Annotated in this window: 24 protein-coding genes; 9 read left to right on the top strand and 15 right to left on the bottom strand. The window is 59.3% G+C overall.

Going from position 1 to position 24555, the window contains the following annotated elements; translation table 11 throughout:
• Window positions 1-31 precede the first annotated feature (31 nt).
• From NJU76_RS24005 to NJU76_RS23990, 4 genes are all read right to left on the bottom strand, one after another.
• A complete protein-coding gene (locus NJU76_RS24005) occupies window positions 32-640 on the bottom strand; it encodes an SRPBCC family protein (protein WP_254532946.1) in 609 nt (202 codons plus the stop codon).
• Window positions 641-889: 249 nt separating this feature from the next.
• A complete protein-coding gene (locus tag NJU76_RS24000; RefSeq protein ID WP_254532945.1) occupies window positions 890-1132 on the bottom strand; it encodes an acetyl-CoA carboxylase in 243 nt (80 codons plus the stop codon).
• Window positions 1133-1214: 82 nt separating this feature from the next.
• Complete coding sequence (locus tag NJU76_RS23995) at window positions 1215-2192, bottom strand: 5-oxoprolinase subunit C family protein (protein WP_254532944.1); 978 nt, start codon at window positions 2190-2192, stop codon at window positions 1215-1217.
• The gene (locus NJU76_RS23990; RefSeq protein WP_254532943.1) at window positions 2189-3091 is read right to left on the bottom strand and encodes a 5-oxoprolinase subunit B family protein; all 903 of its coding nucleotides are present in this window, start codon (window positions 3089-3091) and stop codon (window positions 2189-2191) included. The genes NJU76_RS23995 and NJU76_RS23990 overlap by 4 nt, the downstream gene beginning before the upstream one ends.
• Before the next feature lie 404 nt (window positions 3092-3495).
• Between NJU76_RS23990 and NJU76_RS23985 the strand changes: the two genes are divergently transcribed.
• A complete protein-coding gene (locus NJU76_RS23985; protein ID WP_254532942.1) occupies window positions 3496-5139 on the top strand; it encodes a thiamine pyrophosphate-binding protein in 1644 nt (547 codons plus the stop codon).
• 111 nt (window positions 5140-5250) lie between these two features.
• Here NJU76_RS23985 and NJU76_RS23980 read toward each other — a convergent pair whose 3' ends face one another.
• The gene (locus tag NJU76_RS23980; RefSeq protein ID WP_254532941.1) at window positions 5251-6042 is read right to left on the bottom strand and encodes an HpcH/HpaI aldolase family protein; all 792 of its coding nucleotides are present in this window, start codon (window positions 6040-6042) and stop codon (window positions 5251-5253) included.
• 648 nt (window positions 6043-6690) lie between these two features.
• Between NJU76_RS23980 and NJU76_RS23975 the strand changes: the two genes are divergently transcribed.
• The 4 genes from NJU76_RS23975 (at window position 6691) to NJU76_RS23960 (ending at window position 10984) form a co-directional block, all read left to right on the top strand.
• Window positions 6691-7158 carry a DUF2299 family protein gene (locus NJU76_RS23975; RefSeq protein WP_254532940.1) on the top strand — a complete coding sequence of 156 codons (468 nt, stop codon included), beginning with the start codon at window positions 6691-6693 and terminating at the stop codon, window positions 7156-7158.
• Window positions 7159-7276: 118 nt separating this feature from the next.
• Window positions 7277-8482 carry an Mrp/NBP35 family ATP-binding protein gene (locus NJU76_RS23970; RefSeq protein WP_254532939.1) on the top strand — a complete coding sequence of 402 codons (1206 nt, stop codon included), beginning with the start codon at window positions 7277-7279 and terminating at the stop codon, window positions 8480-8482.
• 105 nt (window positions 8483-8587) lie between these two features.
• Window positions 8588-9049 (top strand): MaoC family dehydratase, encoded by a 462-nt coding sequence (locus NJU76_RS23965; protein ID WP_425604344.1) that lies wholly within the window; start codon window positions 8588-8590, stop codon window positions 9047-9049.
• A gap of 702 nt (window positions 9050-9751) precedes the next feature.
• Window positions 9752-10984, top strand: a complete 1233-nt coding sequence (locus tag NJU76_RS23960) for a tyrosine-type recombinase/integrase (RefSeq protein WP_254532937.1) — start codon at window positions 9752-9754, stop codon at window positions 10982-10984.
• Window positions 10985-11643: 659 nt separating this feature from the next.
• Here the strand turns inward: NJU76_RS23960 and NJU76_RS23955 are convergent.
• Together NJU76_RS23955 and NJU76_RS23950 are read right to left on the bottom strand one after the other, a co-directional pair.
• Window positions 11644-13080, bottom strand: a complete 1437-nt coding sequence (locus NJU76_RS23955) for an amidase (protein ID WP_254532936.1) — start codon at window positions 13078-13080, stop codon at window positions 11644-11646.
• A gap of 598 nt (window positions 13081-13678) precedes the next feature.
• Complete coding sequence (locus NJU76_RS23950; RefSeq protein ID WP_254532935.1) at window positions 13679-14047, bottom strand: DoxX family protein; 369 nt, start codon at window positions 14045-14047, stop codon at window positions 13679-13681.
• A 249-nt stretch (window positions 14048-14296) separates the two neighbouring features.
• On the opposite strand from NJU76_RS23950, the gene NJU76_RS23945 reads away from it, so the two are divergent.
• Both NJU76_RS23945 and NJU76_RS23940 read left to right on the top strand, forming a co-directional pair.
• Window positions 14297-14923: a helix-turn-helix domain-containing protein gene (locus NJU76_RS23945; RefSeq protein ID WP_254532934.1), complete on the top strand. Its 627-nt coding sequence runs from the start codon at window positions 14297-14299 to the stop codon at window positions 14921-14923.
• 400 nt (window positions 14924-15323) lie between these two features.
• Window positions 15324-15596, top strand: coding sequence for a helix-turn-helix domain-containing protein (locus NJU76_RS23940; RefSeq protein ID WP_254532933.1), 273 nt, complete (start codon window positions 15324-15326; stop codon window positions 15594-15596).
• A 195-nt stretch (window positions 15597-15791) separates the two neighbouring features.
• Here NJU76_RS23940 and NJU76_RS23935 read toward each other — a convergent pair whose 3' ends face one another.
• The gene (locus tag NJU76_RS23935) at window positions 15792-16520 is read right to left on the bottom strand and encodes a helix-turn-helix domain-containing protein (RefSeq protein WP_254532932.1); all 729 of its coding nucleotides are present in this window, start codon (window positions 16518-16520) and stop codon (window positions 15792-15794) included.
• Window positions 16521-16636: 116 nt separating this feature from the next.
• The gene (locus NJU76_RS23930; RefSeq protein ID WP_254532931.1) at window positions 16637-17956 is read right to left on the bottom strand and encodes an RNA-guided endonuclease InsQ/TnpB family protein; all 1320 of its coding nucleotides are present in this window, start codon (window positions 17954-17956) and stop codon (window positions 16637-16639) included.
• A gap of 339 nt (window positions 17957-18295) precedes the next feature.
• Here NJU76_RS23930 and NJU76_RS23925 point away from each other — a divergent pair, with 339 nt between their 5' ends.
• Window positions 18296-19060, top strand: a complete 765-nt coding sequence (locus tag NJU76_RS23925) for an SDR family NAD(P)-dependent oxidoreductase (RefSeq protein WP_254532930.1) — start codon at window positions 18296-18298, stop codon at window positions 19058-19060.
• A 261-nt stretch (window positions 19061-19321) separates the two neighbouring features.
• Here NJU76_RS23925 and NJU76_RS23920 read toward each other — a convergent pair whose 3' ends face one another.
• Window positions 19322-20290: an NAD-dependent epimerase/dehydratase family protein gene (locus NJU76_RS23920; protein WP_254532929.1), complete on the bottom strand. Its 969-nt coding sequence runs from the start codon at window positions 20288-20290 to the stop codon at window positions 19322-19324.
• Between the two features lie 133 nt (window positions 20291-20423).
• Entirely contained in the window at window positions 20424-20918 is a 495-nt protein-coding gene (locus tag NJU76_RS27255) for a DUF3995 domain-containing protein (RefSeq protein ID WP_425604343.1), read from the bottom strand.
• 121 nt (window positions 20919-21039) lie between these two features.
• Here NJU76_RS27255 and NJU76_RS23915 point away from each other — a divergent pair, with 121 nt between their 5' ends.
• Complete coding sequence (locus NJU76_RS23915) at window positions 21040-21672, top strand: LysE family translocator (RefSeq protein WP_254532928.1); 633 nt, start codon at window positions 21040-21042, stop codon at window positions 21670-21672.
• Window positions 21673-22124: 452 nt separating this feature from the next.
• Here the strand turns inward: NJU76_RS23915 and NJU76_RS23910 are convergent, their stop codons facing one another.
• The 4 genes from NJU76_RS23910 to NJU76_RS23895 all read right to left on the bottom strand — a co-directional run bounded on the left by NJU76_RS23910 (window position 22125) and on the right by NJU76_RS23895 (window position 24253).
• Window positions 22125-22874 (bottom strand): SDR family NAD(P)-dependent oxidoreductase, encoded by a 750-nt coding sequence (locus tag NJU76_RS23910; RefSeq protein ID WP_254532927.1) that lies wholly within the window; start codon window positions 22872-22874, stop codon window positions 22125-22127.
• Between the two features lie 94 nt (window positions 22875-22968).
• Entirely contained in the window at window positions 22969-23415 is a 447-nt protein-coding gene (locus NJU76_RS23905) for an SRPBCC family protein (RefSeq protein ID WP_254532926.1), read from the bottom strand.
• Between the two features lie 2 nt (window positions 23416-23417).
• A complete protein-coding gene (locus tag NJU76_RS23900; protein WP_254532925.1) occupies window positions 23418-23918 on the bottom strand; it encodes an SRPBCC domain-containing protein in 501 nt (166 codons plus the stop codon).
• Entirely contained in the window at window positions 23915-24253 is a 339-nt protein-coding gene (locus NJU76_RS23895; RefSeq protein WP_254532924.1) for an ArsR/SmtB family transcription factor, read from the bottom strand. Before NJU76_RS23895 ends, NJU76_RS23900 begins: the two co-directional genes overlap by 4 nt.
• Between the last annotated feature and the right edge of the window lie 302 nt (window positions 24254-24555).

The raw sequence follows: 24555 nt of genomic DNA, 5'->3' as shown, positions 1-24555 counted from the left end.
TAGTATCTGTCATTGTATCGGCCGAAGGCGGTCAGAAAAGTTCGCGAACTCGGTTGCGCAGATTTTCACCCGTCTGCTGCTCGTCGGCATCGCCGACCTCTTTCAGTCGATCGGCGACGCTGTCGAAAAACTGGTTGACTATCCGGTTGGCGACCGGATTAATCATCCGACTTCCGAGCTGTGCGATCCGGCCGAAAACGTCCGCCTCTGCCGCCCACTCGACGACGACGCCGTTTTCGGTTTCCTCGAGATCCATCCACGCTGACATCTCGAACGAGCTACTGGCAGCCGAGCCTTCACCCGATGCACTCATCCGGGGAAAATTCCGCTCCGTGATTGTCACTTCGGACTCGAAGCTTGGTTTGACGCTGCCTACGCTGAGTTCGATAAGCGTCGCATACGTCGCACCCTCTACGAAGGCGCGGTCAGCGACTTCCTTGGGCCTCGCCTCGGGGAGGATCGGCGGATCTTTGTCTCCGTTTTCCGCTCGGAGACGCTCGAAGTCGACGTCGTCTTCGTCGACTCTGACGAGAAATTCACAGCCCGGCAAGGCTGTTTTGATCATATACGGATCAGAGAGCGCTAGCCAGACCTCTTCTGCCGTCACATCGTCGATTTCGAAGGTACCATCGAAATTCATTGTTTGGTATATGGCACCACATGTACTTGGACAGAAGGCGACACTAAAAAACTATGCCGAATAAAACGTTAGAATCTCACGCGAGATTAAACTGAATTCGTGTCGGGGGGATGCGCGTTCGCTACTCCTAATTGCTGTTGAAGGCGTAGACGGATCGGGAGCGTTCCATCACTCCTTGCCGTCCGATGATACGACGAGCATGATCGGTAAAGTCGGTGACGTCGACGAGAACGGTATCGGACCGCAAACCTACTCAAGTTCGATGAGGGGCTGGTCCGCTTCGACTTCGGCCTCGTTCTCGACGAGGAACTCGCCGATAGTTCCCGAGTTATCGGCCTCGATATCGTGGAAGTTCTTCATTACTTCGACGAGACCGAGCGTGTCGCCCGCTTCGACCTCGTCTCCCGGTTCGACGAACGGCGGGTCGTCGGGATCCGGTCGTCGGTAGAAGATGCCTGGCATCGGTGACCTGATCGTGGTTTTCTCGGACATGGGATGTGTTTCGTATTGGATTCAATCCCGAATATAGTTGTTGTTCCAGTTCATGTTCTGTCTCGACCAGTGACGTCTGACGTTAGTCCTCACCTTCAATTTCGGAGCGGATCGTTTCGAGGCGCTCGTTGCTTTCCTTTCGAGCGGCGATCGCGTCCTCGACGTCGACGGCCTCGAAGTAGACCGACTTATGGGTCTGACGCTGTGCGAGCAGTCCGCGGTCCACACTAATGACGGTGCCGACGGTCGAGTACCCGCCACCTGTCACCGCATCTTGCATGAGGACGATCGGGCTTTGGGGCACCTGAATCGAGCCAATGGGATAGCCGAGGTCGACGACGTTCGATGGATCAGTGCCGGCTCCGAACGGCTGTTCTCGCTCTTTGAACTCGAGGTCTGGTCCCTCGAGTCGATAGCCGACGCGATCCGCCTCCGGCGAAACCGTCCACTCGGCGTCACAGAGCGTCTCTTTCGCCTCGTCGGTCAGCCGGTAGTCGGTCAGCCCGAGAACGACGCGGACGGTGTCCTCGTCCGCATAGTCGGGTACGTACTCGTCGTCGAGCCGCGTACCGACGAGATCGTTGCTCCCATCAGCCGCGTCGCCGATCGGCAGTTCGTCCCCCGCTTCGAGGCCGCGCCCCTCGTGGCCGCCGATCCCCACGAGCGTATACGTCGAGCGGCTGCCCATTACCTCCGGGACGTCGATACCACCGGCAACGGCGAGATACGCTCGCGACCCCCCCGTTGAGAACGCTAGCTCCAGTTCGTCGCCAGCCTCGACGGCGACGGTCGCCCACGTGTCGATCGGGTCACCATTGAGACTCGGTGACATGTCGGCACCGGTGATCGCGATCACAGCGTCCTCCCGGAACGTCGCAGTGATCCCCTGATAGGTCATCTCGATCGTCGCGTCGTCAGCGTCGTTCCCCACGAGGTAGTTCGCAATCTCGTGTGCGTACCCGTCCATCGCGCCCGACGGTGGCATGCCGATGTGGTAGTGGCCGAAACGCCCCTGGTCCTGTACAGTGCTCGCGATTCCGCCCTCCTCGATTTCGATCATTCTAATCCCTCCACGAGCTGCTCGTTGTACTCGAACGGCGATTCAAAGAAGTCTTCGGGCGAGAAGTTAACCTCCTCGTAGTCGTACTCATAAGTGCCGGCTTCGACCGTTTTGCGAATCTCGTCGTACTCCTCGCGGTCGATCCGCCTATAGTTCAGGATGTCCCCGGGATTCGGGAACACCATAGAATCGCGGAAGTCGGGCAGTATCTGTTCTGTGTCGAGTACCTCGATTGGTGTGCGACCGTACAACTGGTAGCCGCCGGCGCCCTGTACCGGGTAGATGACTGAGAACGCGCCGCCGAAGCCGACTGCGCGGCTCGGGGTATCGGTCCGCGGTTCTACGTACTTCGGCACCTCCAGTTGTTGGCTTCGCGGTACCATCTGGAAACACCAAGGCAGGCCCGGAACGAATCCGACCATCGTGACCATGTGTGGAGCGCCAACGAACGCCTCGAGGAACGCATCGACGCTGTCGTAGCCGTTGAGCTGCGCCGAGTACTCGAGGTCGGTGGAGTCGGGATCCTGATGTCGCTCACGGAACTCCATCAGCGTTTCATGGGTCCATGGATCCTCAAACAGAACGGGGATGTCGATGACTCGCGTCTCCCATTCGTAGTCTTCAAGATCGATCTCGGCTTCGATCTCCTTTAGTTCCGCGATCAAATCGTCCGGGTGAATAACCTCCGGATCAATTCGGAGCATATAGGAGGCGTTGGCCGGACAGTTCTCGACGATTCCGTCGATGTCTCGTTCAGCGACCTGCTGAGTGATCGCCATTGCCTTGAAGTTAGCTTTGAAACTCATTTCCTCGGCGAGTTCGACGAACACGTGATCATCCGCCCCGTATTCGTATCGTGGTTCGGGGAGATCCACGGGTGTAATGCGTTCGTTTCCCATGTTATGTGGGGACAATTCAGACTTCGACTATGAATAGGTATTGGTTGAAACACAATACTGTCACGTCATTTTGAATTGGATCCAGACTCTATGTGAGGGTGTCGTAGTACTCTGAGGACCTCGCCACGGACGGGAGCGGACTAGTGTGGGATGAGCTGGCCAACGTGATTGCGAGCCACTAACCGGACGACCTCTCGAACCGGTCTTTGTACAGAGACCACGGCAGATTCTGCGATTTTCGTGGTTCTGATTGCAGCGATCGAGGGAGTTGCGACCAGCATCGGCGACCAAAGATGAACTATCAAATTTCACATATGATTTCCTCCTTGTCAGTATTAAAATTACAAGGAGAACCACTCCGCCACACCCTAAACCTTTAAACTACCTTCTCTCTCACTACCGCTATGAAGGTTAACGAGGAAGTTATCGACTGCCTGACCGATAACGGAATCGATACGTTGTTCGGCATCCCTGGCAAGCAATCGCTACCGCTCAACGAATCGATCAGCGAACGCGATGACATCCGTTTCGTGATGGCTCGCCACGAGACCGCGGTGTCACATCAGGCCTGGGGATATGCCGAAACCAGTGGCGGTATAGCCGCCACAGTGGTTATTCCGGGACCAGGCGATATGAACGCGATGAACGGTCTGAAGAACGCGTTGAACGACTGTACGCCGCTCCTGCACATCGCGGTGGAAACCGAACCGGGGGTCCGCGGCGGCGACGGCATTCACGAGACGCCGCCCGACACGTACGACAACGTCGTCAAGGAGAACATCACCGTCGAAACGCCTGAGAGTACCGTCGCCGAACTGCAGCGAGCGATCGACACCGCACAGACGGCTCCGAAGGGTCCCGTTAGGGTCGGCATCCCGAAGAACTTCCTCAAGATGGACGTTGCGCTCGCCGAACGGGGCAAGATCGACCGACAGACGTTCAGTGGCGTTCCGGAGGCGAAAGTCACCGCGGCGGCGGACCTCCTCGCGAACGCGTCGAACCCGATCATCATCGCCGGCGGTGGCGTTCGCGCATCCGATGCGAGCGACGAACTGAAAACCGTCGCCGAACGTCTCGAGGCCCCGGTCGTCCTCACGTACAAGGGGAAGGCCGTCTTCCCGGACGATCACGAACTCATGGGCGGTGTCCTCTGTGGCGGCACCGGCACGGCTGTGAAAAACCTCATCGCCGACTCCGATGCCGCGCTCGGTGTCGGCACCGACTTCGACGCTGTCACGACACACAACTGGTCGTTCGACGTGCCCGACGACCTGGTTCACGTGACGCTCGGCGCCGACGACATCGGCACCGGGTACGAGCCGGAGATTGGGATCGTCGCCGACGCCGGCCGAACGCTCGAGGCGCTCGACGCCGAGCTTGCAGGACACTCGATCGCCAGCGAAATCGGACGCGAGCGAGCAGCCGAGACTCGAGAGGCGGTCGACGCGCGCCTCGAGGAACTGCGGACGGTCACGGACGCGCCGTTGACGTCGGTGAAGGCGCTCGACGCTATCAGAGCGGGAACGCCCCGCGATGCGGCGATCTCCGTCGATGCGGGCGGATTCCGTCTCTGGACGCTCCTCATGTTCCCAGCCTACGAGCCCCGAGACTACGTCAATCCGGGATCGTGGGCAACGATGGGCTCCGGAGTCCCCGCGGCTATCGGTGCGAAACTGGCCAACCCGGACCAGGACGTCGTAGCGCTCACCGGCGACGGCGGGCTGCTGATGTGCATCCATGAACTTCACACGATCGCCGACGAGGATATCGATGTGACAGTCGTCGTCCTCAACAACAGCGATTACGCTATCATCAGCGAAGAGGCCGGGCGGAGCTACCGGATGGACGAAGGCGAGTACGGTTGGAAAGAAACGCCAGTATCGTACACGACCGTCGCCGAGGGTCTCGGTCTGGACGTCGAATGGGCTGAAACGACCGACGAGGTCGAAGCCACGGTCGCCGACGCAATCGCGAGCGACGGTCCAACGCTCGTCGAAATTCCGACTGATCCCTATGAGCCGCAATCGAGCGTCTGGATGAACCAGTAGGGAACTTCCGGAACTCGCCCTCGAATCGGAGAAAAGCGCTATCGCTTCGGCTTCTCGCCGTCCGGAAACGAGAGTTGCTGCTGCCTCGAGACGGATTCAGGAAGACAGCTTTCACTCCTGACTCGAGACCGACTCTTCGTACGTCTCGCGGATCTGTTCACCGGTTTCGATGACCGTCGTCATGTCCTTGCCAGCGATCAAGTAGTCGAAGCCTCGTTCGACGCGATCCGGAACGTCCGATTCGCGAACCGTGAGCGTTCCGACGGGCGTTCCCGCGTTCCTTCCTGCATCGATGACGCTGGCCATCGCGTCCTCTAATTCGGGTGCATCCCATTCTGCGAAAACGCCGAGCGACGCCGAGAGGTCGGCAGGTCCAACGAACAGGGCGTCGATTCCTGCGACCGACGCGATATCCGTGGCGTTTTCGATACCGGTCGGCGTTTCGATCTGCGGAATCGTGAGCAGCGAGCGGTGGTCCTCCGCGACGTACTGGACAAAATTCTGGCCGTAGCCGGCCGCGCGTCCCGACGCCACTCCCCGAACGCCATCCGGCGGGTACCTGGTGGCCCGTACCAGTTCTTCCGCCGCCTTCGGTGTGTCGATCATCGGTACCATGATCCCGTCGACGCCGATGTCCAGGACCCGCTTGATCCGCACCGGATCGTTCCATGCGGGCCGAACGATCACGCCGAGTTCACCTGGCGCGGCGGCGGCCGCTCGAGCGAGGTCAGCCACGGTCTCGAGGCTCATTTCGGTGTGTTCGGTATCGACGAGAACGAAGTCGAATCCGGCTCTCGCCGCCGCTTCGACCATCGCTGGGTGACCGATCGAGATCCACGTCCCGAGAGCGTCGCCGCCGATAAACCGTGTCCTGAAATCGTCCTCCGTCGACTGTCCCGTCATCGGGACCTCTCCGTCTCGCTCACTTGGTGGGGCGATGACATCGCTTTCGTTCGGCGAGTCAGGAACTGTCGGCCGGCAATCGGACCGGTCTCGGTACGTCCGGTTTCCATCGAAGTGACGTTCCGATGGGAGTAGCAAAAAGGTGTGGGTCGGCCCGAATCACGCCGGAAAATGGGAGAGATCGTCGCCCATTGTCGGTAATTTGACTACTCATCTGACGACCTCGATACGTTCGTTTCGCCGAGGACAGGTCCGACGAAGTTGATCGCAGGAACCACGGTGAGAGTCTGTTTCGAGTACCCTTGCGAAACGGGGTGGATATCTCGAGTTCAGTGGTCTCGTCCAGGGTTTGTGTAGCACTCCCCTCCGCACGGTATTTCCGAACGCGACGGTTCATCATCGTTTGTTCGCGAAAATGCCACTTCGCAGTGGCCTCCGGACTGTTCGGTCGAACGGTCTCGAAATATAACGGATACCGTCTCTGCCTCAGGCGTCGATGCCGAAGACGTCACTGACGTTCCTGTCGAGAATCTGCTTGATTTCGTCGTCGGTCCAGTTGCTCTCGAAGATAGACAGACGGACAGACAGTAAGCAGTACTGGACGGTTCATGGGGAACACTCTTTACACGCGACTCCAATTAGCCGCCGATGACGGATGTAGATCCCGATCGAATTCGCGAGTGGATAGATGACGATCTAGTCGAAGCCGTCGAACCGATGACCGACGAGTCGGCAGAATTCAACTACACCATTCAGATGTCGAATATGATACTCCACGTCATTCGACGTCGGCCCGACGGTCCAGTCCACATCGGTCAGGAGATCGAGTACGACGAGGAGTTCCGTGACAGGATACGTGCGATGGACGAGGCTGATCGGAACGACCTCGTTGCCAGAGTCCGCGAGACGCTCTCGTCGCTTCCCGTTATCTATGGCTTTCGCGGTACGACCGGCGATAACGTCAGGTTCGTTGATATGAAACGGGTGTTCCTCGAGTATCGGATTTATCCCGACGGACTTTCCCAGCACGAACTAATGTCGGGTCTCGTCGGGGTGTGGAAAGCGATGAATTATCTCGATACCCTTCCACAACTTGCCGACAGCGTGGAGAAGTAATCGGCCGGACAGAGTTAGCGTGAACGCCACCCGTATTCGCCGACACAACCCGTGAAACGACACTACCAACCTCAAACGAAGACCGACCGCCTCTCAGGACCGGACGGTGACGAGTAAAATGTCCGCCGATAGAACACCGACGGAGGACGAGAACACGGAGGCTGCCGTACGCGAAGCCATCGCCGATGCACAAATCGGTCGAGACGTGGCGTTCGCTGGTCTCGATCGGTTGAACGGTCTCTCATCCATCGCGCTCGACGGAAGCACTCTCCGAGTCACTCTCTCACTCCCCGCGCCCTCGGCGACGTTCCGATCGCAAGTCGAACGCGAAATCCACACCGCAGTAAGACATATCGACGGCGTGACCGAGGTGACGTGTGAATGGGACGCCAGTGCGGCCGATGTAGGCGCGCGCGTGGACTCCATCCCCGACGTGAAGAACGTTATCGGCGTCGCGTCGGGCAAAGGCGGTGTCGGAAAGAGTACAGTGGCCGTGAATCTCGCCGCCGCTCTGGCGGATGCCGGGGCTAACGTAGGGTTACTCGATGCGGACGTCTACGGGCCGAACGCCCCACAGATGCTCGGACTCGCGGATACGAAACCTGCAACGACACCCGATGATACGATGGTTCCGCGGGAAGCCCACGGCGTACGAGTAATGAGTATGGGCTTCATCGTCGAAGAGGACGACCCGATCATCTGGCGCGGGCCGCTCGTAGACGAGTTCGTCAAACAATTATTCGACGACGTGAACTGGGGTGCCCTCGATTACCTCATCGTCGACTTGCCCCCCGGAACAGGTGACACACAGTTGAGTCTCGTCCAGCACTTCCCCGTGACGGGCATCGTCGTGGTCACGACGCCACAACCCGTCGCGGTGGACGATGCTCGTCGCGGTCTCGAAGGATTCAATCGGTACGATGTCCCTATCCTCGGTATCGCAGAGAACATGGCCGGTTTCACGTGCCCGGATTGCGGCTCGGACCACGACATCTTCGGTGACGGCGGGGCGCGGCAATTGGCGACGGAATACGACGTTCCCGTCCTCGGCCGACTCCCGCTTGACTCCGATGTCGGCACTCTCTTGACGGACGATGACGACGGGAGTCGATTTCCAGGGATATCGATCCCCGGCATCGGCCGATTGCAACTCCCACGAACTCGAGCGGAGCGCGAACGACCCGACAGCATCGCTCCGATCGCGATTCGGGAAAACGGTGGCGAGAGTTCCGCAGCCGTTCGTCTTCTCGCAACCCGGACGGCGGCTCGAGTCAACGCGCTTTCCAATCCGGATCTCGTCACACCGACTACTGACGGACCGTGAATCGACAGCGGGGCTGACTCAAGGGAAGACTCAATCGCCACCCCGTGTTCGTCGCGTCGCTAACCGGATTCTTTAGGTCACCCGCTGGACATGGGACTACGTAGCATGACGCAGTACTACGAGGATTTGGAGGTCGGCGATACCTACGAGACGGGCGGGTACACCATCACCAAAGAGGAGATAATCGACTTCGCCGAACAGTTCGATCCGCAACCGTTCCACATCGACGAGGATGCGGCCCACGATTCGATGTTCGATGGGTTAGTCGCCAGCGGCCTCCACACCCTCTGTCTCTCCGTCCGATTGTTCGTCACGGAGGTCGTCGACGGCGAAGTTAACATCGCGAACATGGGAGGTCTCGGGATGGACGACCTGCGCTGGCACGAACCAGTCCGTCCCGGTGAGACGCTCCGCGTTCGGGTCGAAGTCGTCGATAAAACGCCCTCGTCGAGTCGGTCTGATCGCGGCTACGTCGATTTCCGTCGGAGCGTCGTTAATGATGCAGACGAGGAAGTGCTGTCGATACTCTCGCACAACATCGTCCGTCGTGCGGACGATTCCGTCTAGCCGCATCTCTCTCAGTATCGGTACCCGTGTCGCGAACGGCCGCCCGCGATAGGGCGCGACTGATTCGACAATTTAAAGGTAGGGCTCTCAGACGGCGGTATCGATCCATCGGACGTGTCTCGCGGAGGACGTCTCTCGTCTCGACGTTGTCAGCGCGCGTTCGTCAGTCGCATCACCACAGGCCGGTGTTTGAACCGACGAGAATTGTCGTCAACAACAACATCGCGAGTACGACTAAGACGATCACCGATCCATCTACGTCGGGTTTGCTCGTGGATGGCACGTCCATAGATCTATCATATCAACTGACCGGGCGGCACCATATATATGTTTCTCGATGACAATCTGTGGAAAATTCGTTCCTGATCATCAGTTCGTGATCGAAATCCGGTGAATATCGGATGTATATCGGTTATCTGGCGCAATCAACAACGTACACGGTAACTTTTAGTGACTGTCACGGTTACAATCCAGTGCGAACACGTCCATGGTGAATTGCACTCAAAGCGGAGCAAACGCCCTTCCCGAGCGAGGGTCGCGTGACGCTATTCAGGGTCTCGGATGGGCTACGGGGACGTCTGGATGGAACGACAACTACTGCACACGCAGGGGACCAGAACGTGGCGGCTCGAATCGATTTGGTTCCCCCGCTCCGACGAGATTGCACAGTGTCATGACCGGATGCAACGGAGCGCAGAAACGATGAGTAGCGAATCCGAGCGAATCCGATGGTCTCACAAGTCCCTCGACGACCTTCGGTCGTTCTGGGCGGGCCACATCGAACCCGCACTTCGACACGCCGGCCACGAACTCGATGACCGGCCGACCTATCACGACTTGCTCGACGTCGGCTACGGTGGCCTGCAGGATGCGCTTCGCGAACAGCACGAGCTGACGCTCACTGAGTTCCTTCGAACGGTCGGTTTCGACGATGCCGATGAGTCGGACGGCTACCCGTGGGGGATCGACGACGAAACCACCGTTCACGAACTCGAGTCGTACATCCGGACACTCGATCGACGTCGAAACCTCGCAGAGTCCACGATACGGACGAAGCGGTCCCGACTCGCGACCTATGCGCGTCTCTACCGGGACGAGCACGGCCGAGCCAACCTGTTGGATCGCCTCACCACCCTCGACCAGCGAGCCGATGAAATCGAACGTGTACTTGCAGTGTTCGACGAACTCGATCGTGACCTCGACAGCGACGAATCTAAACTCCGGTATCTCGGCGACGTCTCGCAGTTCTACGAGCACCTGCAACGCCGCGGGAAAGCAGCCTACGATCCCGCGGAGACTATCGATATGGAATACGGATGGGACCGCCCGGACCCCGACAACGCCGCCCTCTCGAGCGATCAGGTCAGGCAACTCTACGGCGCGGTCGACGACCCCGACGAGGAACTGCTAGTCCTCGCACTCTGTGGGTGGGGTCTGCGTCGCAACGAGGTCGCGTCGTTGCACGTTTCGCAGCTCGTCCTCGAGGGCGACGACCCACACATCCATTTCGAGGAACGCAAGAACGGCCCCGGAACGGTGGCGTTGATATACGGCAGCGAGACGCTCTCTGACCGAATCGACGCACTCGGCGAGCGAGACCGGGAATGGAACGGCTATCTCTTCCCGTCTCGGCGAGCCGACAGCGGCCACGTCGTCGGTGAAACGATACAGGCGCGGTTCCAGCGAGTCGCCGACCGTGCAGGCGTGCGGGTGCGCAGCGAATCGCCGACCTCCAAGATGGGGCGGCGGTTCTGGTACACGACGTACCTCGACTCACAGAAACGGTTGCTCGAAAATTTGGACGCGATCGCTGCCGACCAGGGGAGTACCGATCCGAGCGTAGTTCTCAAAAACTATCTCTCCGAGACCGAACGGCGACGGTACCGGCGAAAATACATGCGCGAGCGGCTGGCGAAGGCGTTCAGAACTGCATGACATCCTCCACGGCGTGAACGCCGTGGTTTCCTCTCGCGTGATGTCGGCCGCTTCGACACCACCGGAGGCAAGATTCCCCTCGCGGGTACTCCGGGTTGCACGCACGCCGTCGGGCCTCGTGAGAGGCGTGGTGTGCGTGAATATCCGCTAGGCCCGTGCGGGCGATGCCATCCACCTGACTCGGACTCACGTCCGCGTCTGACTCGGGTAGGCTCGCGTTTTTGATGTCGGAGGAACGCCAAACCACCTCCAGTTTTCCCGAGTTGGTATCTTCCAGGACGAACTCGGACGACCTAAAACCGAGGGGTGCGAAGTGAACGCCGACGCGAGTCAAGCCCGTTGAGCACACCGACGGGTTGCGATGCCCAGCAGAACGCGACGCGTTCTGCGGACGCCGGAAACGGCGGGACTCTCTCGCTGAATTAGGTAGCCGAGTCCAGGTTCCGGGTCGGAGAAATGTCCGCGACGGCGCGCGAGGAGGACTGCACATCCGGAGATGACGGGCACATCCGGAGACGATGGGTACTGGTACCGCCACTTCCGCCACTGCTACAACTGTCCCCGCACAATCCCCGCTGAAGACGGATCCCGGATCGCCAGCGCGTTCACGGCGGGGCCGCCGGTGGACGTCAGTGTCGTCGGTGTGTGCCCGTCGACGTTTACTGGGGATACTCGTCGTGCCACGGCTGCTGACGTTCGAAGGCCGCGCTTGCGGCGATGACGTCGTCATCTGCGTGTCGCTTGCCCGCGATTTGCATCCCGACGGGAAGCCCATCGACGAATCCTGCCGGGATCGAAGCCGCCGGGTGTCCCGAGAGGTTATACGGCTGCGTGAGCACCCAGCCGCGAAACGGTTCGATCTCGACGCCGTCTATCATCGTCGGCTCCTCGCCGTGCGGGAACGCCGTCGTCCCGAGCGTCGCCGTCACGAGGAGGTCGTACCGCTCGAAGAGGTCCTGCAACCCGTCGAAGACGTCCGTCCGAACGATTTCTGCTCGGTGTCGATCGCGCATCGTCGGTTCGTCCGCGTCCATGATGAGGTCGACGAGATACGGCCGAAGGCGTTCACGGTCCTCCCCACGCGGATCGAAGCCCTGGTCTTCCAGATCGTCTATCAGCGACTGCCATCGGCCAGTCGCCATCGTGTAATAGGCGTTCAGGATTTCCTCGTCGGTGTGGCCCAGTTCAGGATCGACCGTATCGACGGTCGCACCGGCACGTTCGAACGCCGAAACGGCGTCATCGAGGACCTCACGCACATCGGGTTCGACGGGATACGTCCCCATATCTGGGCTATAGGCGATGGTTATCTCATCAATGGGCCTTTCCACGGCGGGACGATAGTCGTCCCGTTTCGGCACCGAGAATGGATCCTGCGGATGTGATCCCGCCATCACGTCCATCGCGAGGGCCGCGTCTTCGACCGTTCGGGCCATCGGCCCGTTGGTGGTGAACGGCGAGTCATTCGTGAACCCGTTCGGTCGACCGACCGTTGGGATCAGTCCGAAGGTGGGTTTCAACCCGTACACTCCGCAGAAACTCGCGGGAATGCGGATCGATCCCCCCGCGTCCGATCCCGGGGCGAGCGGGACTAACTTGTCGCCGAGTGCCGCGCCCGCTCCACCGGACGATCCGCCGGAGACGCAGCTGGGATCGAAGGGCGTCCCCGTCGGGCCGGCGACGCGGTTATCGGTCGTCGTGCCGAGGCCGAACTCGGGCGTGTTCGTCTTTCCCACGACGACGGCGCCCGCAGCCCTGAGCCGAGCGACGAACGGCGAATCCGAGTCGGCGACGCGGTCTTCGAAGAGCGCCGATCCCGACGTCGTTCGGACGTCCTCGACGTCGCTCAGGTCCTTGATCGCAACGGGGACGCCGTGAAGCGGTCCGAACGGATCGCCGTCCTCGATCGCTCGTTCGGCCGCGTCGGCCATCTCGCGGGCTAGTTCGTCAGTGACGGTGACGAACGCGTTCGTCCGGTCGTTTCGATTATGTATGCGGTCGAGGACGGACTCGACGACCTCCCGGGGCGAGTAGTCACCGTCTCGAATCGCTCTCGCGAGACCGGCAGCGGTCAGCTCCGTGGGTGTTGCGACCATGCCACATTATATTCACCAGAACGCAAAAATGTTCAGGAGAAACGATTGGAGCGAGTCTCCACACAGCAGTGGCCGTCAGCGTAACGGACGGTCGCACAAAACAATACTAACTGGTCGGCCCGACCCGTTTTATTTGATTCGGGCGTCACTGGCGCTTCAGATGGAGTATAGCACGTTCGATGACACGGCACTGGCGATGAGCCGAACGTACCTCGGTTGTAGGAGGTATGTAAGACTCGAGCACCTCGTACGACCGGTCGGTCGATGAAATAGGGTGCGATGAGATACTCGACCGAGCGATTGACCTTGACGATTGGTCCGCACCAAGTGCGAACAGCGGGCAGCTATCGCGTTCTACCGGAGTGCCCTCGAGGACGTGGTCGGTCGGTTCGACCCCGAGTTCTGCGGGAGCCCACTCCGCTATCTCGCGCTTATCGTTCCTCGTCATCAGCCGTCCGCCGAGTCGTCCGAGGAACCCGCGTGGCCGTCCGAACATCCAGTGCAGGAGCAAGTCCTTTGGATTCATTCTGACTTCCCGACCTCTGCGTCCGATGTTCCCCTCTTTGAGTAGGCAACATCGACTTGGATGTTCTCATGGCTAGAACGAGAGCAGCAGAAAATTCGTGACGAAGAGTCCGGCTATGAGGTAGATTGCTGGCGGGACTGATCTCCAGAGTGGGTCGTCAACCCGGAAGAGATGCGTCAGGATGGCCCCGAACATCGTGGCGATGATTAACATTCCGCCGAGAACAGCGAGAATTGGCGCGAACACGAGCCCGACGAGCAATCCGAGGCCGCCGCCGACCTCGATACCGCCAGTCACGACGAAAAACCACTGTGGATAGCCGTACCGCTCGAAGTCCTTTTTCGCGAGGTCGATGCCGAGTATCTTTGCGCTGCCCGCACCCACCATGACGAGTCCGAGTAGTCCTTGCACGACGGGGATGACCGTTTCAATTGTGCTCATAGATGTTCTCTCCTCGGACGGTAGCGCGAATCCGGGTGCTCCCCAGAATTGTCCTTCTCCTTCGCGATACCCGGCCAAGTGGCCACCCGTTCGATAGCCTGTGGGACGTGCGTATTTTCGAGCGAAGTTTCCATGGGTAGTATGGTTCTGCTACGCTGAACGAGACCACGGAGGTACGCGTGAATACGTTCACCCTTTTAAGAGATCCGCGAGTCTGTTAAGCCACTCGTCAGCCAACTCTAGCGTGTGATGCCTCGTGTACACCTGAAGGTCGAGATTGGGGCAGACGACGACAATTGGCTGGCTGGTGTCTCGACCGACTTCTCGGATACCGAGTTCAAGATCCTGGCGACCCATCCCGTAGACGATGGCGTGCTCGAATTGGTCGAAGTAACGACACCGGACGAGGACGCCATCGTTCGCCGGTTCGACGACGCATCGGAGGTGCGCTCGTACGAAGTGCTCCATTCCGACGAGGGGATGGTACTGATCCAGTTGGTGTTTCCGATGCCGTCAACGTATGAGGCGAGGCGTGCGACGGGGAACCTTCCACGACTTCCTCTCGTCATTCGAGACGGGTGGATATCAGGTGAACTAATTGGGTTACAGGAGCAGTTGTCGGAGTTCACCACTGCGTTAGCGGCGGCTGACATCCCCTATGAAATCGTGTCAGTCACTCAATCATACGATGCGGGTGGACTCCTGACCGAGCGTCAACAGGAGGTCATTACTGAAGCGGTTGAACACGGCTACTACGACAGTCCTCGCGGCTGCACGCTCATCGAGCTTGCAGAGAAGATGGGGGTCAATCAATCGGCGGCCAGTGGCGTTCTGCATCGGGCTGAAGGCCGGATAATCAAGGAGTTCATCGCATAGACGGCAGTAGCAACCGACGAATCGAGGGAGCCCGGAGTGAAGTCAATCGATATCGATACGAGTTCGACAATCCGGTCGGGATCCCCCTGTGTGAACGCGGAGGAGAGTGTCAATCTTTCACATCCAAGGGAGGCCTTCCAGCCGGTGTTCACCAAAATCAGCAGGTGGGCGGATCGCTGGCAGGAGACTGCATGTTCTGCGACGCCTGAGTCAACTACTCCGCCCTACTCGCTCGCGGCTGACGCCGTTCGCTCCTTGAGGACGGGGGCTTACGCCCCCTCTTTCAGCTAATATTCCACCACCATTTCGTGCCGCGCTTGATGCAGGAGTGCTTCCCAGGGAACCACTTATCGTCCGAAATGTCTGAGTCATCGCCGAAATCACGACCTCTCAGGAGCGGTTGTCGCGGTTCAAAGACGAACTCGAGGCCAACAGCCTCGAGTACGAAATCGATCGTGTCGTCCAGTCGCTGGATCCGACGGAGCTGTTGACCGATCATCAGCGGTGCGTTGTCACAGAGGCCATCGAACGAGGCTACTATGATAGCCCGCGAGGGTGCTCACTAACGGACCTCGCCTCGTCGATGAATATTAGCAAATCGTCGGTTAGCGGGGTGCTCCACCGGGCCGAAGGGCAGATCATCAAGGAGTTCTTTGGAAAGTCGATCGAGTAAGGGGAAGCCACCTTCGGAGTCTGGAACCGTCCGCAGAACACCGTTGGCGTTCTGCCGGACCGCACGAGACGCTCCGCGTGTTGTGGACGGTGTGGGACCTGTTCCTGCCTGTTCCCACGTGGAAACAGAAGCACCGTACGCAGCAAGCGAGGGATAGATAGGCCCGAATGCGGCCGTCCAAAGTAGTTGACAAGTTCATCGAACCACTCGTGAGAAGATCTTTCCCTCGATCTTCTGGAGATGTTCACCCACGGTCGCCCGACTGAGCTCCATTTGCGTCGCGATGTCTTCGAGTGTAGCCGCTCTCGGAACCTCGTAGTATCCTTCTTCGACGGCGACCGTCAGTATCTGGCGCTGGCGGTTCGTCAACGTGGCATCAAGGTCCCTCACTCCGGGGCGGTACTTACCCGTCTTCTCGAGGGTCATTTCGACGACGTCGGCGATGGCGTCGAGGGCCTCGTGGAGGGCCGGTGCCTCGCCGATCAGCGTCGCCCGAACGATCCCGTTATCCGTGAACTCCAGCGGCATGTCGAGGACGACCTCGAACTCGTGGAGTGTCTCGACGATGCCTTTGACGGGGTCTCCAAGTTCGCAGTGAACGTACGCGAACGCCTCACCGTCTCCCCGCCCGACGATGTCGTAGTTCAAGACCTCCGGGGAGGCGTCGAGTGACATTCGGGCTCGATCGAGTTCTCCGTGGATCTGATAGAGCAGGACGACCGTCTCGTTGTCGACCAGATTGAAATGACGGAGCTGCGTGCGGGTTACTGCCGGCTCCCCGGGAGAACCTGAGTTCGAGTTACCGCGGTCGTCGTTCAGATCGAGGAGGACGGTTGCGTACCTCGCTGTCGCCGCTCGCGACTGCCGAGGCTCGTCGGCGTCCTCTGTCTCCTGGTCCTCCGGTTCGCTATCGTTGCTCGTCATCGAATAATAGCCTCTCGTATCGGTTCTCGTGGGCTAAACGGACGCTCGATATTTGAATGAGCCGTTGACATCCTCCTCCGCGTTCACGCGGAGGAATCCCGGCCGCAGTTGGGATATTAGGGTTTGCAGTCTACCACTTGTTCCTGCGGTTGGAATCCGCTGGACAAGCCGTGAAGGTAGACTCCGGGCTGTGCCAACCAGCCGGTACTCCTATCCCCGGACACCTGCCCGGAAGACTCGGAGTTACTTTGATTCACGTCGAGACGGATGTTCTCCGCCCCATTCACGTCAGCGTTGAACGCCGCGTCACACGCCTCACACACGTACAGACCACGCTCAACACGTTGATTGTCGTCTCCTCTACCGCAGACGCAACACGTCTTGCTCGTGTCACGCTCAGATACGTCCACGACTTCGATTCCCTCGACCGTCGCCTTGTACGTGAGGATGGTGGTGAAGCGGTCGAACGCCCACCCGTGCAAGTCAAGATTCCCGTGCCGCCCCCAATTCTTTGACTCGCCATTCTCATCCTCACGGACACCAGCGAGGTTCCCGACGGTGATACGCCCGACTTCTTTCTCGACACACCGTTCTACGATGTGTTTCGCGAGACTGTGGAAGAAGTGGGTTCGGCGCTCCGCCCACTTGTGGTGCAACCGCGTAGCTCTTTCACCACCGCTGTCGTCGCATGTGGCGATTTCTTTCGGGAAGTAGTAGCCGTCCTGTTTCAGGCGATTACCGGGGTACAAGTCGGCTTCTTCGGTACTGTATGCGACCGCCGCGAAGTTACAGATGCCGAGGTCGATGCCAGCCGTCTCGGTACCGGGCGCGTCAGGTGTCTCGAGTTCGTCTTTGTAGACGAGGTGCAATTCCCACCGGCCCTTCGCTCTGTCGTAGACAGCACGAACCTGTTGTAGGTTTTCGACAGTGATGCCGGGGCGCGTCTCGTATTCGACGAGGATGTATTCCCACGCTTTGGGGTGTTCCTTGTGATTCGCGCCCTTCGAGAGGCGAACTCGGTTGTTCTTGGTGTCGTGTTTGATGCCGTTCTGTTTCCACGTTACGGTGGAACGAGGGTGTTCCTCGTGAACACGACGGCCTTCCGAGTCGTAGTAGTTTTTCTTGCGGTAGCCGGGCGGATTCGCTCGACTGTCAGCCTTCCTCTTGCCGGACCACGAGTTGAAGGCTTCAGCGAGTTCCTCCAGAACCCGCTGACTGGACTGCGAGTGCAGTCCCTTGTATTTGGTGTGACCTTTCAACTCGTCTTTGAGGTCGCCGTGGTCGGGAATCTTGCCCGTGTCCTCCCAGACTTGCCGGGAGTGGTAGTTGGCGACGTTCCAGAGTTTGCTGGCACTCCACCCGTGTCGGTCGAGCGAGTCCGCTACCTGTGAGTGGTTGCGGATTTTCGCTCGGTGAGTGGGGTGAATTTTCAGCATCGTGAAACGTCTGCATATTTACTTACACTTTCACCTATTGTAAATGTTTGGATTAAAAACGGTGGAATATACGGCGGTGCTATCGACGGTGGATTGTGGAGTGGGGTGTCAGATTCACCTGCGCCATTAGGCGCGGGTATTCTCCTTGCGTTTTATAAGCATCCATGGATCGCCGGCAGCATACTCATCGCCCCCGGGCGAGGAGAGGTAATCGATGTATTTCGAAAAGGCAATCGTAGAGTCATCGGTCTTCGATCCCAACGACGGGGCTGGACGAGCGATTCCTCTCGGCACTCCCCGGCGAACTTTCAATCGTGATCGTTTTCCTCGCGGCAGAATATGACTACGTCGAACGATGAGATGGTCGTCGTTCTCACTGGTGCGAACGAGGGAATCGGCTATCACATGCTCACAGCCCTGACGGAGGACAATCTCCGGATTGCTGCACTCGATATTTCTGGCGACAACATTCAATGCGTTCGAGACGACGGTCTTGGCCAGGTTCGATACTACGAGTGCGATGTCACTGACACCGAAGATGTGGACACGACGGTGAGCGAGATTGTCGACCAGTGGAATCGGATAGATATCCTCGTCAATAATGCAGGTGTCGCCCGCATCGCTCCGTTTCAGGAGCGCTCGATGGCTGACACGCGTCGTGAGTTCGAGGTCAACTTCTTCGGCTATCAGCGACTGATTCGGGCGGTTCTCCCGCACATGCTAGAGCAGGGGACCGGCATCATCCACAACATGGGTTCCGGAACAGCGGACACCGGGCACCCCGGCCTGTCCGGATATTCCGCAACCAAGGGCGCTATCAAGGCACTGGTTCGTTCACTCAACCTCGAACTCCAACACACTGATGTTTCCTGCACGTTGATGATTCCGCCATCCACGAACACACGGATGACGGCCGACCTCGAGTATCCGGAGTGGATGACGGTCGAACCTGAGGAGGTCGGCCGTAAGCTGGCCACCAAGATCCATTCGACCCAGCCAGTGATCACACCCGACTGGAGAACGACGGTCGGGCTCTCGTTTATCCGACAGTTCCCATCCCTCTGGCGAAGAATGACAGCGGGGGTCGTCTGGCACCCAAAATAGCGATACGGACGATCTAATCTCCTAAACAATGAGCGAAAAATCACGGCTGAAAGCTACCTCTACCAGACGGAACAGGCCGAGTGCCTCGGGGCTTGACCCCGAGGCGGTTCACCAGACGGAGGAATCGGCACGAAAAAATCACGCCGCAGACTGAATACAGAAATCGTATTTGCAACAACTGGTACCACACCGAGGTATTCCTCCATTTTCTCGTTCTAGACTCAAGGTACCGCCGAGGCGTCAGGATCGCTTAAATAACTCTTATTGTTTCCATGGGATATCTTCACGTGAGAATTCCCATGACTCGGGATTGGTAATTAACCACTCAACGTACGCTTCCACCATCTCCTGCAGTGAGTAGGTCGGCTTCCAGCCTAAATCGTCCTGTATGCGAGATGAATCGGTCGGTGGGTGATTGTTTCGATCTCCTTCCCAGGTCGCATCAGCGGGTTTCTCCTGCAGGTGTATCTCTGCCTCAGGGACGACTTCTGAAACGAATTCAACGATCTCAGCGAGCGTGGCGTGTTGGTCGGTTCCGACGAGATAACGGTCATGCGACAGCGTTTCTGTGATCGCAGCAGTTACGAAGGCGCGAGCGCTGTCTTCGACGTACAGAAACTCGTCCTGAATGCCAGTCTGTGGAACCTCCAGTGGGATACCGCTAACTGCAGCCTTCACCACCGCCGCATCGTAGGAGTTGCCACGCACGCGATCCGGGCCAAAGCCGTGTACCGGTTCTATGGCGGCGAACTCAACGTCGAAGGTACTTCCAAGCCACTCGAGGGCGTACTTCGTCATCGCGTAGGTGGTGTTCGGTTGGCGAACCGTCGCTTCTGAAATACGCTCGCCGTTCTCGGCGCCATTTCCATAAACATTGACCGACGACCCGGCAACGACTCGACTAACATCATTCGACCGTGCGGCTTCGAGAACGTTGACCGTCCCACCAACGTTCACGTCGAACGCTTTTCGAGGGTTCGCTCGGGAATCCGGAACGAGTAACGAGGCGAGGTGGACGACACACTCCGGGTTGACGGCAGTGATCGCGTTGTATACATCTACCGGGTCGGTAACGTCCCCGCGAATAAATTGGATTTCGTCATGGACGCTCGCTGCAACCGGCCCAGGGTCAGCGATATCGAATCCAACGACCTCATTCTCGGTTGACGTCAACAACCGAAGGACGTGTCCACCGATGAATCCACTGGCACCCGTGACGAGAACGCGCATAGGAACAGTACTGTGTCCTTGGTTATTAGTCCAACTAATAACGTAAAATTGAACGATGTTTTATCGTTTGGCTTTCCCAGCACGGCAAACGCTTCGTGGGCAAGCACGAGGACTGAATTCTGACATTAGGATGTCACGGCGTACCGTCTCGCCCGTGCTGTAGCCGTCTAGTGTAGTCCCAAGCCACCACGCTGAACAGCACTCCTCCGAGTACAAACCATGGATCCGCGAACAAGGCGAGAAACGGTTGGTGTCCAATGTCACCAAACGAAAGAATTCGTTGAACGAGGCCGATCGTGCCTCGCAAGGTTAACACTACTCCTACTCCCCAGATTGAGAGAAGCAGGAGCCAACGAGGCACGACCCGACCCCATGGGCGAACTGTTGCGAGGGCGACCACGACAGCGAGGAGTAACAGTGGGATAGCAACTACGTTTATGACCCATAATCGTCCCGTCATCGGATGGCCTGCAAGCCCGGCGGTCCCTCCGACGGCCCAGTATATATGTGGAACCGTGAACAGAAGAGCCCACGCACAGGCCGCATAGATCGCCCGGGTTGTCAACCATGGTCGCCTGTCGGTCTGGTCGGCCGTCCTCTCTCTCAGTGGCAAATCTGAGTCCTCCATTTCGGCTTTGTTGAGCCCCTCAACAGCTGACGTGGTTACTGTAGCCGACTGAGAGGGTATATCAATCATCTCGACAATGCTAGAAGAATGAATTATTATACTCACACGTGTATCGGTGAGCATGCTTGATGAACGTACCGTTCTCGCATTCATCCCGATCGCAATCGCCCTCATCGTCTCCCCCGGTCCGGACAGTATCTACACGTTGACCAGGAGTATCAGTGATGGGCGCACCTCGGGCATCACGGCTGCGCTTGGATCCTCCTCCGGAAGTCTCGTCCACACGACCGCAGCTATACTCGGCCTTTCCACCCTGTTACGAGCATCGGCGGTAGCATTCACGATCGTCAAACTCCTCGGGGCGGCATATCTCGTGTACCTCGGCATTCAGACGCTCAGAAACTCGGAAGAGTTTGAGGTGACGCCCGAGAGTACCACCTACACGCCACGTGAATCGTATCGAGATGCCCTGATGATCAACGTCCTGAATCCGAAGGTAGCGATTTTCTTCCTCGCGTTTCTCCCGCAGTTCGTTCAACCAGAAGGTGCGGTTTCCGTCCAGCTATTCATGCTTGGCGTTTTGTTTGCCAGTCTGGGCTTCGTCTATCAGGCGCTGCTGGCGGTGTTCGCGGCCAGAGCACGGAGGGTGGTCACGGAGCGAGAGCTCGTGAAAACAGTGCTGCGAATGGCGAGTGGAAGCGTTCTGGTCGGGTTTGGCATTAAACTCGCCTTCGAACGAAGGACCACCGCATGACATCCTCCCCGGCGTGAACGCCGTGGGTTCCTCTCGCGTGACGTCGGCCGCTCCGACACCACCGGAGGCACGATTCCCCTCCCCGTGCGGGTACACCGGATTGCACGCACGCCGTCGGGCCTCGTGAGAGGCGTGGTGTGCGTGAATATCCGCTAGACCCGTGCGGGCGGTGCCATCCACCTGACTCGGACTCACGTCCGCGTCTGACTCGGGCAGGCTCGCGTTTGTGATACCGGAGGAACGCCAACCCACCTCCAGTTTTCCCAGGTCAGTGTCTTCCAGGACGAACCCGGCCGACATACATTCGAGGAGTGCGAAGTGAACGTGAACACAGACGCGATTCACGCCCGTTGAGCAACCCGACGGGTTGCGATGCCCATCAGAACGCGTCGCGTTCTGCGGACGCCGTGAACGGCGGGACTCTCTCGCTATTCAAGGTAGTGCCAGTCATCTTAGTCCACCAGCGCCCCGCAGGAGATGTTCACCGGCGTGCCAGTGATGGTGCGAGCACGATCCGAGGCGACGAAGGCTGCGACCTCGCCCACGTCTGATAGCGTCGCGGTTCGGTCCAGCAACGCGTCCGCTTCGGTCTCGCGAATGATTTCGTCGCGCCCAGGGATGTCGTCCGGGATGGACTCGGGAACGCCCCCAGTCTTCAGAGTGACGACGCGGATGCCGTGGGGGCCGAGTTCGACCGCCCACTGCCGGCGAAGGCTCTCGAGGGCGTCGAGCGAGACTTTGAAGCCGCCGAGGTCAGGCGGCGTTTGGGGTCCACCGCCTCCGAACGTCAGGATTACCCCGGACTCCTGCTCGACCATGTGCCGTGCGGCCGCCCTCGTCGTCAGGAACTGCGTCCGGGTCGCCGTTGTGATTGGGTGGGTGAAGTCATCGGCCGAGATCTCCATCAACGGTTCCTGGACGTCCCCGTAGGTGACGAGGTTGAACGAGATGTCGAGCCGGCCGGTCTCCTCAACCACCGAGTCGACGAATTCGTCGACGGTCTGCTCGTCGAGGGCGTCAACAATGGCAGTGTCCGCCTCGCCGCCGTGCGAACGGATGTCGTCGGCGACCGCCTCAAGCGGAGCCGCAGTTCGCCCGGCGAGGAAGACTCGGGCGCCTTCACGAGCGAAGGTGCGAGCGACGGCGCCGCCGATCGACCCGCCAGCACCGTAGATCACGGCGATCTGCCCCTCTAATATCATCTCCATTTCCGCTGCCGGCCCTGACGGTGTGCCAGTGACGGGTCGAACGTTCGGCGAATCGTCGGACTCGTCTCGCTCGTCTCCATCTCGGTCATCATGCTGCGAGCATCTCCTCTAGATTTCCGAGGGAGTTCTCCCAGCCCATCCCGGCACCCCCGACAGCATCGCCGTCCGGGAGTTGCTCGTGGGTGAGGACGACCTCGGTGCCGTCCTCGGCGTCGGAGAACTCGACGATAACGCGGCTGTCGACCTCGGCTTCCGGGAAGTTGACCCACTGGTCCGTGTAGACTATCCGTTCGTTCTCGACGACTTCCTCGAACGCACCGTCACTTCCGAACCAGTCGTCGTCCATGTGAAAGCGGATCGAGCGCTCACCGTCGGGCTTGGGAGCGAAGGTCTGGATCTCAGTCATCACATCACCCGGTGCGGGAGCGAACCACTCCTCCAGTTCCACGGGCTCCGTGAACGCCCGGAAGACGCGCTCGAGCGGCGCATCGAACGTCCGGCGGATCGTCAGGCTCGTGTCGGTCGTTTCGATCATCGTTACGCCCCCTCGACCAGATCCGCGAGGTTCTCGAGTGAGTCGTTCCATCCCTCGTTGGCGTCGCTCGGGGGAATTGCCGGGGGGAATCCCTCGTGGCGGACGGTGACCTCGGTCCCCTCAGAAACCGCCTCGAAGGTGACCGTCACCGTCATTTCTCCGGCCATCGCCGGGTCGTCTGTCTCGAACGAGTCGGTATAGACGATCCGCTCGCCTGGAACCAGCTCCAGGTAGGTGCCGCCGAAGGTCGAGCCGTACTCGACCAGCTCCTCGGTCTCACCCGTGAACGTGGCACGGTACGTCCCACCCACCTCGGGCTCGAGGTGGTGGACCTCGGCGCTGAAACCGGTCGGTGGGAGCCACTGGGCGAGGTCGTCAGGATCAACGAAGGCCTCGTAGACCCGCTCTGGAGTCGCCTCGATGACGCGGCTCACGGTCATGCTTCGCTCGCCGGTCCTGGTGTCGGTCTGCTGTCCGTCGTCGCCGTTGCCATTGGTTGTCATTGATCTTCTTCCTCCAGATGGATGGCCAGCGCGTCGAACCGGTCCTCCCAGAAGACGCGGTACCGGGTGAGCCAGCCAAACGCGGCGGAAAGCGGCGCAGCGTTGAGGTGGCAGCGGCGAACGCGACCGTCCTTCTCGATGTCGATCAGGCCGGCGTCCTCCAGGACGTGGAGGTGCTTCGAGACGGCGGCGAGTGAGACGTCGTGCGGTTCGGCCAGGTCGCTGACGCTCTCCGGTCCGTCGGCTACCTGTTCGAGGATGTCCCGACGGATGGGGTGTGCCAGCGCCTGGAAGACCGCGTCGAGATCGAGATCGTCCGGTAGTCGTTCAACCATCCAGTTGAATAAATACCGGGCGAATACTTAACTCTTTGGTTAAACGTCGTTATTGGGTCATCTACCGGTTGCTCAGAGGACTGGAAACTTCTTCACGATGCTCCCTGCAGTACCCTCGACGGTAGCACACGTCGGTACCGGCGAGAGATAGAGGGACCACGACCTGCTCTAGAGAAGGTGTGGAACGGCAGGAACCCTGAAACGGCCGACAAGTTCGTCCACGAGGAGTACCGCATCCACGACGAGAGTTCGCAGAGCAGGTGCAGTGTTCGGCCCTCCACCGAGCGATCGCGAGCACGACG

The sequence above is a fragment of the Natrinema gelatinilyticum genome (genome assembly GCF_024266705.1).
In the GTDB taxonomy this organism is placed as follows: Archaea; Halobacteriota; Halobacteria; order Halobacteriales; family Natrialbaceae; genus Natrinema; species Natrinema gelatinilyticum.
The sequence above is the reverse complement of the archived record's forward strand: the minus strand, read 5'-3'. Positions and strand labels throughout refer to the sequence as shown.